Below are 12,944 nucleotides of genomic sequence, written 5' to 3' on the forward strand. Positions count from 1 at the left end.
CGGCGGACGGGCCGTCACCGGAAGTGACCGGACAGTCACACGAGGGGAAGTGGCCGCCCCGGAGGCGGCCCGCCCGTCCGGGCCCGGACGATTGTCGGTGGTGGGTCGTACGGTGGTGACATGCGGCCCGTATCAGACATCGAACGCAGTGTGGCGCCCTTCGAGGTCGTCAGCCCCTACCAGCCCAGCGGCGACCAGCCCACCGCCATCGACGACCTCGAGAAGCGGATCCGCGGTGACGAGCAGGACGTCGTGCTGCTCGGCGCGACCGGTACGGGCAAGTCCGCCACCACCGCGTGGATGATCGAGCGGCTCCAGCGCCCCACCCTGGTCATGGCGCCGAACAAGACGCTCGCCGCCCAGCTCGCCAACGAATTCCGCGAGCTGCTGCCGAACAACGCGGTCGAGTACTTCGTCTCGTACTACGACTACTACCAGCCGGAGGCGTACGTCCCGCAGACGGACACGTACATCGAGAAGGACTCCTCGATCAACGAGGAGGTGGAGCGGCTGCGGCACTCCACCACCAATTCGCTGCTGACCCGGCGCGATGTCGTCGTGGTCGCCTCCGTGTCCTGCATCTACGGCCTCGGCACCCCGCAGGAGTACATCGACCGCATGGTGCGGCTCAATGTCGGCGACGTCATCGACCGCGACCAGCTCCTGCGGAAATTCGTCGACATCCAGTACGCGCGCAACGACGTGGCCTTCGCCCGCGGCACCTTCCGGGTGCGCGGCGACACCATCGAGATCTTCCCGGTCTACGAGGAACTGGCCGTCCGCATCGAGATGTTCGGCGACGAGATCGAGGCGCTCTACACACTGCACCCGCTCACCGGCGAGGTAATCACCGAGGACCGGCAGATCTACGTCTTCCCCGCCACCCACTACGTCGCGGGCCCCGAGCGGATGGAACGCGCCATCGCGGGCATCGAGAAGGAGCTGGAGGGCCAGCTCGCCCTGATGGAGAAGCAGGGCAAGCTGCTGGAGGCCCAGCGGCTGCGGATGCGCACCACGTACGACATCGAGATGATGCGGCAGATCGGCACCTGCTCCGGCATCGAGAACTACTCACGGCACATCGACGGCCGCGAGCAGGGCTCCGCGCCCGACACCCTCATCGACTACTTCCCCGAGGACTTCCTGCTGGTCATCGACGAGTCGCACGTCACCGTGCCGCAGATCGGCGCGATGTACGAGGGCGACGCGTCCCGCAAGCGCACTCTGGTCGACCACGGCTTCCGGCTGCCGTCCGCGCTCGACAACCGGCCGCTGAAGTGGGAGGAGTTCCTGACCCGCGTCGGCCAGACCGTCTACCTGTCCGCGACACCCGGCAAGTACGAGCTGTCCCGCGGCGACGGCGTGGTCGAGCAGATCATCCGCCCGACCGGCCTGGTCGACCCCGAGGTCATCGTCAAGCCCACCGAGGGCCAGATCGACGACCTGGTGCACGAGATCCGGCTGCGCACGGAGAAGGACGAGCGCGTCCTGGTCACCACCCTCACCAAGAAGATGTCCGAGGACCTCACCGACTACCTGCTCGAACTGGGCATCCAGGTGCGGTATCTGCACAGCGACATCGACACCCTGCGCCGCGTCGAGCTGCTGCGCGAACTGCGGGCCGGTGAGTACGACGTCCTGGTCGGCATCAACCTGCTGCGTGAGGGTCTCGACCTGCCCGAGGTGTCGCTGGTCGCGATCCTCGACGCCGACAAGGAGGGCTTCCTGCGCTCGGGCACCTCGCTGATCCAGACCATCGGCCGCGCCGCCCGTAACGTGTCGGGCCAGGTCCACATGTACGCGGACCGGATCACCCCGGCGATGGAGAAGGCCATCGAGGAGACCAACCGCCGCCGCGAGAAGCAGATCGCGTACAACAAGGAACGCGGCGTCGACCCGCAGCCGCTGCGGAAGAAGATCGCCGGAATCCTGGACTCCTTCGCCCGCGAGGACGCCGACACCGAGGAGCTGCTGGGCTCCGGGCGGCAGCGCTCGCGGGGCAAGGCGCCGGTGCCAGGACTGTCCGCCCGCGCGGGCGAGAAGCGCGGTGCGAAGTCGCTGCCCGCCGAGGAGCTGGCCGACCTGATCGCTCAGCTCACCGACCAGATGCACGCGGCGGCCGACGAGCTGCAATTCGAGGTGGCCGCCCGGCTCAGGGACGAACTGGGCGAGCTGAAGAAGGAGTTGCGCCAGATGAGAGAAGCGGGAATGGCGTGACGCGGGACCGGCGACCGGCCGGTGTTCGCCAGGAATCGCCACGCGGCGAACCGGGATACCGTTGCGCGGCGTCTTGTTAGGGTGCGGGACAACCGCACATACGGGTGAGAGGGGACAGCGCGTGACGGTCAACATGACCAAGGGCCAGAAGATCAGCCTGAGCAAGTCCGACGGAGGGACGCTGACGGCGATCCGGATGGGGCTGGGCTGGCAGGCCGCGCCGCGCCGCGGACTCTTCGGGTCCCGCACCCGGGAGATCGACCTGGACGCCTCGGCCGTGCTCTTCGCGGACAAGCAGCCGGTCGACGTGGTGTTCTTCCAGCACCTGACCAGCGACGACGGCTCGGTCCGGCACACCGGTGACAATCTGGTCGGCGGCGCGGGCCAGGGCGGCGACGACGAGTCGATCATCGTCGACCTCCAGCGCGTACCGGTCCATGTCGACCAGATCGTCTTCACGGTGAACTCCTTCACCGGCCAGACCTTCGCCGAGGTGCAGAACGCGTTCTGCCGCCTGGTCGACGAGACCAACGGGCAGGAGCTGGCCCGCTACACGCTGACCGGCGGCGGCCAGTACACGGCGCAGATCATGGCCAAGGTGCAGCGCGGCGCGACCGGCTGGTCGATGACGGCCATCGGCACGGCGGCCAACGGCCGGACGTTCCAGGACCTCATCCCGGCCATTCTGCCGGCGCTCTGAGGCCGCACGGCCGCTGACGCGGCCCCCGGCCCGCGGGCCGGAACACGTACACACGCATAACGGGAACGGGGGGCGGCGGACATGACGGCCGAACTGGTCCGGGGACAGAACCATCCGCTGCCGGGCACCCGGATGGAGATCCGGGTGTCGGCGGGCACCCCGGTGGTGGCCGCGGTCACCCTCGGGGACGAGCGGGGGCGAGTCGTCGGCGACTCCTCGGAGTGGCTGGCGCACCCCGGCGCGCCGCAGCTCCCCGGCGTCGAGGTGCCCCGGCAGGCCGCCGCCGAGCACCGGCTCGCGGTGGACCTCGGCGCGATGCCGCCGCAGGTGCACCGGGTGCACGTACTGCTCGCCCTGCCGGGCGCCGCGGGCCGCCCCGGCGCGCCCGCCGCCTTCGGCGCCGCCCCCGCCCCGCATCTCGCCGTCACCACCACCGAGGGCGAGGCCATCGCCGGATTCACCATGACCGGCCTCGGCCCCGAGACGGCCCTGCTGGCCATCGAGCTGTACCGGCGGCAGGGCGCCTGGAAGGTGCGCGCCGTCGGCCAGGGGTACGAGGGCGGTCTGCCCGCGCTGCTGCTCGACCAGGGTGTCCCGGAGCCCGCCGGGGTGGCCGCGGGCATCGACGAGGCGGTGGGGCGCGAGCTGTCCCGCTCGATCGACCTGCCCGCCGCGCCGCGTACGGTCCCGCCGCCCCGGCCGGAAACCGCGGCCCCGGCCGCCGCTCCGGGCGACGGCCAGACAACCGCGTCCTCAGGACCGGTCGACTACCGGCACCCGCGGCGCAAGGCCGCCGCCACCGCGCCGCCCCCGCCCGCTCAGGGACCGGCCCAGGGTCGGCCGGGCTCGCCGTACGACGCTCCGCCCGCCGCGCCGCGGCCGTCCTCCGACGGGCAGCCCGGCACCCCGCCCGTCCCCGTCGCGGGCGACGCCTCCGGCTGGACGATGGAGGAGCGGCTGCACAATCAGGTGTGGGGCATGTTCGAGGACCTGGCCCGCACCATCGCCGCCTACCGCAGCGCGGTGGACTTCGCCGAGTCCCGCTTCGAGCAGGAGCTCGACCGGCTGCTCGCCGACCCCGCGACCCGCGGCGGACAGGCCGCGGACGCCGCCCGCGACCAGGCGCAGGCCCGGCAGTTCGCGCTGGTCGACCAGGCCCGCGCCGTACTCGACCGGGACATCGCGCAGCTCGTCGCCGAGGCCGAGGTCGTCGAGCCCGCGCTGCCCGCCGCCTTCGCCGGCTGGGAGAATCCGGTGTGGCACGCCTACCGGGTGCCCGACCAGCCGCCGCTCGCCGTACGGCTCGGCGGCCTCTACCTGCCCGAAGCGCCCGAACTGCGCATCCCGCTGCTGGCCCGGCTGCCGCTGGACCGCGGTCTGTGGATCGACAGCGAGGAGGACCGCAGGGCCGCCATGGACACCGCCGTGGCGATCGCCGCCCGGCTGCTCGCCTCGTACCCGGTGGGCGGTTTCGTGGTGCACGCCCTCGACCCCGCGGGCTCGGGCTCCGCCGCGCTCGCCCCGCTCACCGGCAGCGGCGCCGTGCTGATGCCGTCGGCCGGGGGCGCGGCCGGGGTCGGCGAGGTGCTGAACCGGCTGACCGAACGCGTCGATCTGCTCCAGATGGCGCTGCGCGGCGGCGCCGCCGACTCGCTGCCGCCCGGCTTCGACACCGCCGAGCAGCTTCTGATCGTCAACGAGTTCCCGTACGGCTTCGACGACCGGGCGGTCACCCAACTGCGCTATCTCGCCGACGAGGGACCGCGCGCCGGGGTGCACCTGCTGCTGGTCGCCGACCGCGAGGACGCGTCCGCGTACGGACCGGTGCTCGATCCGCTGTGGCGCTCGCTGCTGCGGCTCACCCCGCTGCCCAGCGACCACCTGGCCGACCCGTGGGTGGGGCACGCCTGGACGTTCGAGCCGTCGCTGGTGCCGCCGGGCAGCCAGGTGCTCACGCAGGTGCTCAGGGAGATCGCGGCGGCCCGCCCGGCCTACGGCCCCTGACCAGGTCGTGCCGGGTCCTGCGCCGGTGCGTTACCGGCTTTGCGGCTCTGACCTGCACGCTTGTGCGATTCTTTACTAACTCTTGGGTAATTCGTGTACTGTTCTTGGTGCGGAGTGAAACCTCCCCTGAACGGGCTCAACTGGTGGGGACCTCCGGCACCGACGACGCTGACAGTTGCCGTATCGAATTGCCGGAGGACCTGTGGATGTCTCCCTCGCCCTCTGGGCGCTCACCCTCGCCGGACTGATCGCCCTGATCGCCGTTGACTTCGTCATCGGCCGCACCCCGCACGACGTCTCCGTCAAGGAGGCAGGGGCCTGGACGATCGTCTGGGTCGTACTCGCCGGGCTCTTCGGACTCGGCCTGCTCGTCTTCTCCGGCGGTCAGCCCGCGGGCGAGTTCTTCGCCGGTTACATCACCGAGAAGTCGCTGAGTGTCGACAACCTCTTCGTCTTCGTCCTGATCATGTCCAAATTCGCGGTGCCGTCCCAGTACCAGCAGCGCGTACTGCTGGTAGGCGTGCTGATAGCGCTGGTGCTCCGCGCGGTGTTCATCGCGGGCGGCGCGGCGATCATCGCCAGCTTCTCGTGGGTCTTCTACATCTTCGGCGCCTTCCTCATCTGGACCGCCTGGAAGCTCATCCAGGACGCCCGTTCGGACGACGAGGACGAGGAATTCGAGGAGAACCGGCTGCTCAAGGCGGTCGAGAAGCGCGTACCGTCCACCGACAAGTACCACGGCACCCGGCTGTTCATCATGGAGAACGGCAAGCGGCTGATGACGCCGATGCTCGTCGTGATGCTCGCCATCGGCACCACCGACGTGCTCTTCGCGCTCGACTCGATCCCCGCGATCTTCGGCCTCACCCAGGACCCGTACATCGTCTTCACCGCCAACGCCTTCGCCCTGATGGGCCTGCGTCAGCTCTACTTCCTGATCGGCGGCCTGCTCAAGAAGCTGGTCCACCTGTCGTACGGGCTGTCGGTGATCCTCGGCTTCATCGGCGTCAAACTGGTGCTGCACGCGTTGCACGAGTCCGGTGTGCACGTGCCGGAGATCTCCATCCCCGTCTCGCTCGGTGTCATCGTCCTCGTCCTCGCGGTCACCACCGCCACCAGCCTGGTCGCCTCCAAGCGGCAGGCGGAGGCCGAGGCCGCCGTCTCCGAGGACGAGGAGCGCCCCGCGACGCCGGTCCGCTGACCGGTCCCTCCGCACCCCCTCCGCACTCCCTTCGTACCGACCCTTCGCGCAGACCGCTCCGTCACGAGGGCTACCGTGGCCCTCATAACGGAGCGGTTGTGCGTGGCATGTGGGAAGGCGCGGATGGTGGCGAGCGGCATGGTGGTCCTTCCCGAGCTGACCGGCGCGCGGTTCTTCGACGCCTGGCGGCTGGACGCCGTCGCGCTCACTGCCGTCGTCCTGCTCGGCGTCGCGTACGCGCTGGGCGTACGGCGCAAGCGGCGCGCGGGGGAGCGGTGGCCGCTGTGGCGCACCGCCGCGTTCTACGTCCTCGGCCTCGGCACCCTCGTCGTCGCGACGATGTCCTCGCTCGCCGTCTACGATCGGGTGCTGTTCTGGCCCGCCGCCGTGCAGAACATCCTGCTCGACCTCTTCGCCCCGCTCGGCCTGGCGCTCGGCGACCCGCTCGCGCTCGCCGCCCCCGACAGCCGACTGCGCCGCGCCTTCACCGGCCGTACGGTACGACTGCTGATGTATCCGCTGGTCAGCTCGGTGCTGGTGCTCGCCTCCGAGCTGACGATCTACTTCACGCCGTACTTCTCCACCGCCCTCGGCAACGGGCTCGTGCTCCAGCTCATGCACCTCCAACTGCTGCTCACCGGCTGCCTGTTCGTGCTGCCGATGCTCAGCCGTCAGGACCTCCTGCCGTCCTGGTGCGGCCACCCGGTCAGGGCCGCGCTGGTCTTCTTCGACGGGCTCTTCGACTCCGTGCCCGGCATCGTCGTCATGACCAGCGGCACGCTGGTGGCCGGGCACTGGTACACCGCGCACCCGCGCTCCTGGGGGCCGAGCGTCCAGCACGACCAGATGCTCGGCGGCGGCCTGATGCTCACCCTCGCCGAACTCGTCGCGCTGCCCTTCCTGATCCTGGTCTTCTTCGAGTGGTGGCGGGCCGAGCGGGAGAAGACGGCGGAACTCGACGCACGGCTGGACCGCGAGGCCGTCGTCGCGATGTCCGGTGCCAGTGCTGGTGCCGCCGCTGGTGCCGGTGCCGCGTCCGCCTCGACGAAGGCCCCCGCCTCCGCCGCCGCGCCTGCCTCCGGCCCCGTTCCGGAGATGACCCGCCCCTGGTGGGAGACCGATCAGGGCGAGGTCGGCGAGCGCATGCGGCGCGGTCGCTGAGCGGTCCGCGGCGGCTCGGGGTCACAACTGCGTTACGGGCACCACGTCACGAGTCGGCGCGTGTCACGCTCTCCCCCTCATACCTGTCCTGGGGGGACAAATTGCGTCAACGTGCCATCACCGCTGCCTGTTTACTGGCCGTCGCGGGGCTCGCGCTCGCGGGATGCGACGGCGACGGGGGGACCGACGACATATCGGGCGCCGCCGCCTCGGTCTCGGCCACACCCACGGCCGCGCCCACCACCACGGAGGCCGCGCTCACCGGCCAACTGCCCAACCTGACCGGGATGCCGCTGCTCGCCGCGCGCACCATGGCCAACGACGCCGGGTTCACCCAGATCGCCGCGCACGACGCGACGGGGGCCGAGCGCACCCAGGTCTCGGACGGCGACTGGAAGGTGTGCTTCCAGCAGCCCGGCCAGGGGCCCGCGGCTCTGTCCGACCCGGTCGACCTCGCCGTCGTCAAGATCGCCGAGATCTGCCCGCCCGCGGACGGCACCCCGGCGCCGTCACCCACACCCACGGTCACCCGCACCCCGGCGCCGTCGCCGACCGCCACGCACAAGGCGACGCCCAAGCCCCGCCCCACCACCGTCACCCACAAGCCGACCCCGAAGCCCAAGCCGAAACCCAAGCCGAAGCCGACCGTCGGGTACACCGAGCCCCCGGTCAACGACCACGACGGCGCCACCGCCCTCTGCAACGACGGCACCCTGTCCTACTCGCAGCACCACCGGGGCACGTGCTCGCACCACCACGGCGTGGCCGTCTGGTACAAGTAGCCCGCCCGGCCGTACGGCGACCGTACGGACACCCGGCGGAGCGCGCGGCGGGGGCGAGCCGACGGCAATCCGCTGCTCGCCCCCGCCGGTCCGGGGTGTGCGCGCCGACTGCTACCAGCCGCGCTCGCGCCATTCCTTGAGGTGGGGGCGCTCGGCGCCGAGGGTCGTGTCGTTGCCGTGGCCGGGGTAGACCCAGGTCTCGTCCGGGAGCACGTCGAAGAGCTTGGCCGTGACGTCGTCGAGGAGCGAGGTGAAGGCGGCCGGGTCGTCGTGCGTGTTGCCGACGCCGCCCGGGAAGAGGCAGTCGCCGGTGAAGACGTGCGGGGCGCCGTGCGGGTCGTCGTAGACGAAGGCGATGCTGCCCGGGGTGTGGCCGACCAGGTGCCGCGCGGTGAGGCTGACGCGGCCGAAGGTCACGGTGTCGCCGTCGTCCAGCGCCACATCGGTGGGGACCGGGATGCCCACCGTGTCCTCGCGGCCCGCGTAGGTACGCGCGCCGGTCGCGTCGATCACCGCGCGCAGTGCCTGCCAGTGGTCGCCGTGCTGGTGGGTGGTCGCGACGGCGCCGAGCCCGGCGTCGCCGACGACCTCCAGCAGCGTCTGCGCGTCGTTGGCCGCGTCGATCAGAAGCTGCTCGTCGGTGGCCCGGCAGCGCAACACGTACGCGTTGTTGTTCATCGGCCCGACCGCGACCTTGGTGATGATCAGGTCTTCCAGTTCATGCACGTCGGGGGTCCCGCCCACCGTCACTTCTCCGCTGTACGCCATGCCGCCAGCCTAGAGGCTCGGGGTGTCTAGAGCGGAGGCAGTACGGGGAGCGGGCCGTCGGGGGTCACGGTCAGGCCCTCGTACGGGCCGCGGCCGGAGACCCAGGCCAGCAGGGGGCGGGTGGCAGCGCTGACGGTGAGGTCGGGTTCCGCGGCGGCGCCGATGGTCCAGGACGCGCCGGACTCGGTGTCCTCAAGGCGGACCGCGGCGATGCCCTCGTGCCCGGTGAGGCCGTCGGCGAGGGAGGCCAGCTCACGGGTGGCGAAGTCGGCGGGCAGGTCGGCGGTGGTGGTGCCGATGCCGAGGTCGACCAGGTGCAGCCACACCTCGCCCAGTCGCCGCCAGGGGACCTCGGCGGCGGCGATCACCCGGCCGGAGCGCAGCGTGACCTGCGTCGCCCAGCCGGACGGCGGCACCTGCGCGGCGGCCCGCTCGAACCGCTCCGCCGAGGCCCGCAGATCGGCGAGGTGGTCGTCGAGGGGACGGCCCGCGCCCTCCTCGATGGCCCGGTCGCGGGATGTCGCGTCCGCGTACATCGGAGTCTCCACGCCGGTCCCCGCCCAGATCAGCAGATTGGCCAGGGCGTCGGCATTGCGGGCGACATGGGTCAGCAGATGCCCGCGGCTCCAGCCGGGCAGCAGCGAGGGTTCGGCGACGCCGTCGGCGGGGAGCGCGGACACCGCGGCGACGAATCGCTCGGTGGCTTCCCGGACGGCAACCGCATCGAGTACGGGATCCGGTCGTTGTTCGGTCACGTACCGACGCTAGCGCGTCACCCCGCGCTCGCGCAGGACACACGATCGGGTGAAGTGGGCAGAGCGCGCCCGTAAATCGAATGCACGTGCTATATGGTCGGTGTGTCGCAACTTCTGAGAACGCGGCGAACCGGAAGAAAACCCGAGCGCACCCCGTTTAGGCTGACTGGGGGTGCCGACTCTCCCCCCGTCTCTATGAAAGGTGCGCACTGGCGTGGCCGATCGACTCACCGTCCGTGGCGCTCGCGAGCACAATCTGAAGAACGTGTCGCTCGACCTGCCGCGGGACTCCCTCATCGTGTTCACAGGGCTGTCCGGATCGGGCAAGTCCTCCCTCGCCTTCGACACGATCTTCGCCGAGGGGCAGCGCCGGTACGTCGAGTCGCTCTCCTCCTACGCCCGCCAGTTCCTCGGCCAGATGGACAAGCCCGATGTGGACTTCATCGAGGGCCTGTCCCCGGCGGTCTCCATCGACCAGAAGTCCACCTCGCGCAACCCGCGCTCGACGGTGGGCACCATCACCGAGGTCTACGACTACCTCCGGCTGCTCTTCGCCAGGATCGGCAAGCCGCACTGCCCCGAGTGCGCCCGCCCGATCTCCCGGCAGTCGCCGCAGGCCATCGTCGACCGGGTGCTGGAGCTGGAGGAGGGCAGCCGCTTCCAGGTGCTCTCCCCGCTGGTCCGTGAGCGCAAGGGCGAATTCGTCGACCTCTTCGGCGACCTCCAGACCAAGGGCTACAGCCGTGCCCGGGTCGACGGGGCCACGATCCAGCTCACCGACCCGCCCAAGCTGAAGAAGCAGGAGAAGCACACCATCGAGGTGGTCATCGACCGCCTCACGGTGAAGGACAGCGCCAAGCGCCGCCTCACGGACTCCGTCGAGACCGCGCTCGGCCTGTCCGGCGGCATGGTCATCCTGGACTTCGTCGACCTGCCCGAGGACGACCCGCAGCGCGAGCGGATGTTCTCCGAGCACCTGTACTGCCCGTACGACGACCTGTCCTTCGAGGAGCTGGAGCCGCGCTCCTTCTCCTTCAACTCGCCCTTCGGCGCCTGTCCCGACTGCACCGGCATCGGCTCCCGCATGGAGGTCGACCCGGAGCTGATCGTCCCCGACGAGGAGAAGTCCCTGGCCGAGGGCGCCATCGCGCCCTGGACCGGCGGCATGTCCAAGGGCTACTTCGAGCGGCTGGTCGAAGGTCTCGCGGGGGAGCTGGGCTTCAGGACCGACATCCCCTGGGCCGGGCTGCCCGCCCGCGCGAAGAAGGCGCTGCTCTACGGCCACAAGGCCGAGGTCAGGGTCGCGTACAAGAACAGGTACGGCCGCGAGCGCGCGTACAACGCGCATTTCGAGGGCGCCATCCCGTTCGTGAAGCGGCGGCACCAGGACTCCGAGAGCGACTCCAGCCGGGAGCGCTTCGAGGGGTACATGCGCGAGGTGCCCTGTCCCACCTGCCACGGCAGCAGGCTCAAGCCGATCGTGCTGGCCGTCACCGTCCAGGACCGCTCCATCGCGGACGTCTCCGCCATGTCGATCAGCGACTGCGCCGAGTTCCTCGGCGGGATGAAACTGGACGCCCGCGACAAGAAGATCGCCGAGCGGGTGCTCAAGGAGGTCAACGAGCGGCTGAAGTTCCTGGTCGACGTCGGCCTGGACTACCTCTCGCTCAACCGCGCCGCGGGCACCCTGTCCGGCGGCGAGGCCCAGCGCATCCGGCTCGCCACCCAGATCGGCTCGGGCCTGGTCGGCGTGCTGTACGTGCTGGACGAGCCGTCGATCGGCCTGCACCAGCGCGACAACCACCGGCTGATCGAGACCCTGGTACGGCTGCGGGACCTGGGCAACACGCTGATCGTCGTCGAGCACGACGAGGACACCATCAAGACCGCCGACTGGGTGGTCGACATCGGCCCCGGCGCCGGTGAGCACGGCGGCAAGGTGGTGCACTCCGGCTCGCTGAAGGAGCTGCTGGTCAACGAGGAGTCGCTGACCGGGCAGTACCTCTCGGGCAAGCGCGTCATCGTCACCCCCGACGTACGCCGCCCGATCGACCGCAAGCGGCGGCTGACCGTGCACGGTGCCCGCGAGCACAATCTCCAGGACATCGACGTGTCCTTCCCGCTCGGTGTGCTCACCGCCGTCACCGGCGTCTCCGGCTCCGGCAAGTCGACGCTGGTCAACGACATCCTCTACACCCACCTGGCCCGCGAGCTGAACGGGGCGCGCAGCGTCCCCGGCCGGCACACCCGGGTGGACGGCGACGACCTGGTGGACAAGGTCGTGCACGTCGACCAGTCGCCGATCGGCCGCACCCCGCGCTCCAACCCGGCCACGTACACCGGTGTCTTCGACCATGTGCGGCGGCTCTTCGCGGAGACGATGGAGGCGAAGGTCCGCGGCTATCTGCCCGGCCGCTTCTCCTTCAACGTCAAGGGCGGTCGCTGCGAGAACTGCTCGGGTGACGGCACGATCAAGATCGAGATGAACTTCCTGCCGGACGTCTATGTCCCGTGCGAGGTCTGCCACGGCGCCCGCTACAACCGCGAGACGCTGGAAGTGCACTACAAGGGCAAGTCCATCGCCGAGGTGCTGGAGATGCCGATCGAGGAGGCGCTGGACTTCTTCGAGGCGGTGCCCGCCATCGCCCGGCACCTGCGCACGCTCTACGAGGTCGGCCTGGGATACGTACGCCTGGGGCAGTCCGCGCCGACGCTGTCCGGCGGCGAGGCGCAGCGCGTGAAGCTCGCCTCCGAGCTTCAGAAGCGCTCCACCGGCCGTACGGTCTACGTCCTGGACGAGCCGACCACCGGTCTGCACTTCGAGGACATCAGCAAGCTGATCAAGGTGCTCCAGGGCCTGGTCGACAAGGGCAACACCGTGATCGTCATCGAGCACAATCTCGATGTCATCAAGACCGCCGACTGGGTGGTCGACATGGGCCCCGAGGGCGGCAACGGCGGCGGACTGGTCGTCGCCGAGGGCACCCCCGAGCAGATCGCGGCCGTCCCGGCCAGCCACACCGGCAAGTTCCTGCGGGACGTCCTGGGTGCGGAGCGGATCAGCGACGCGTCGGTGCCCGCGCCCAAGAAGCGGGTACCCGCCCCCAAGAAGGCCACGGGGACGGCCGCCGCGGCCAAGAAGGGCACGACGGCCGCCGCGAAGAAGACCCCGGCGCCGCGCAAGCGGACGGCGGGCAAGGCGTAGCACCGCGGAGGGTCAAGGGACGGGTCGGCGCGGGCACGGCGGCACGCCGTCAAGGCGCGGTCGTCAGGCAGTGGCCGTCCGGGAGTGGCCGTCCGGGAGTGGCACAGAGGAAGCGGACAGGTGGGGGACGTAGGGTTACGGGTCGCGAGAC

9 protein-coding genes are annotated in these 12,944 nt (G+C 70.6%); 7 read left to right on the plus strand and 2 right to left on the minus strand.

Features of this window, described 5'->3' with window-relative positions:
• Nucleotides 1–120: 120 nt before the first annotated feature.
• The 6 genes from uvrB (at nt 121) to ACFZBB_RS21120 (ending at nt 8,065) form a co-directional block, all read left to right on the plus strand.
• Nucleotides 121–2,217: an excinuclease ABC subunit UvrB gene (gene uvrB, locus ACFZBB_RS21095; protein ID WP_391124414.1), complete on the plus strand. Its 2,097-nt coding sequence runs from the start codon at nt 121–123 to the stop codon at nt 2,215–2,217.
• A 121-nt stretch (nt 2,218–2,338) separates the two neighbouring features.
• Nucleotides 2,339–2,917 carry a TerD family protein gene (locus tag ACFZBB_RS21100; protein ID WP_355333929.1) on the plus strand — a complete coding sequence of 193 codons (579 nt, stop codon included), beginning with the start codon at nt 2,339–2,341 and terminating at the stop codon, nt 2,915–2,917.
• An 81-nt stretch (nt 2,918–2,998) separates the two neighbouring features.
• Nucleotides 2,999–4,921, plus strand: a complete 1,923-nt coding sequence (locus ACFZBB_RS21105) for a TerD family protein (protein WP_391124417.1) — start codon at nt 2,999–3,001, stop codon at nt 4,919–4,921.
• A gap of 202 nt (nt 4,922–5,123) precedes the next feature.
• Complete coding sequence (locus ACFZBB_RS21110) at nt 5,124–6,122, plus strand: TerC/Alx family metal homeostasis membrane protein (RefSeq protein WP_391124419.1); 999 nt, start codon at nt 5,124–5,126, stop codon at nt 6,120–6,122.
• A 138-nt stretch (nt 6,123–6,260) separates the two neighbouring features.
• A complete protein-coding gene (locus tag ACFZBB_RS21115) occupies nt 6,261–7,283 on the plus strand; it encodes a cytochrome c oxidase assembly protein (RefSeq protein ID WP_391124735.1) in 1,023 nt (340 codons plus the stop codon).
• 101 nt (nt 7,284–7,384) lie between these two features.
• The gene (locus tag ACFZBB_RS21120; protein WP_391124421.1) at nt 7,385–8,065 is read left to right on the plus strand and encodes a DUF3761 domain-containing protein; all 681 of its coding nucleotides are present in this window, start codon (nt 7,385–7,387) and stop codon (nt 8,063–8,065) included.
• Nucleotides 8,066–8,176: 111 nt separating this feature from the next.
• Here ACFZBB_RS21120 and ACFZBB_RS21125 read toward each other — a convergent pair whose 3' ends face one another.
• Nucleotides 8,177–8,833, minus strand: a complete 657-nt coding sequence (locus ACFZBB_RS21125; RefSeq protein WP_391044077.1) for an MBL fold metallo-hydrolase — start codon at nt 8,831–8,833, stop codon at nt 8,177–8,179.
• A gap of 26 nt (nt 8,834–8,859) precedes the next feature.
• Nucleotides 8,860–9,588, minus strand: coding sequence for a maleylpyruvate isomerase family mycothiol-dependent enzyme (locus ACFZBB_RS21130; protein WP_391124424.1), 729 nt, complete (start codon nt 9,586–9,588; stop codon nt 8,860–8,862).
• Nucleotides 9,589–9,802: 214 nt separating this feature from the next.
• On the opposite strand from ACFZBB_RS21130, the gene uvrA reads away from it, so the two are divergent.
• Complete coding sequence (gene uvrA, locus ACFZBB_RS21135; protein WP_391124427.1) at nt 9,803–12,793, plus strand: excinuclease ABC subunit UvrA; 2,991 nt, start codon at nt 9,803–9,805, stop codon at nt 12,791–12,793.
• Nucleotides 12,794–12,944: the final 151 nt, after the last annotated feature.

This window comes from Streptomyces sp. NPDC008139 (assembly GCF_042957025.1).
In the GTDB taxonomy this organism is placed as follows: Bacteria; Actinomycetota; Actinomycetes; order Streptomycetales; family Streptomycetaceae; genus Actinacidiphila.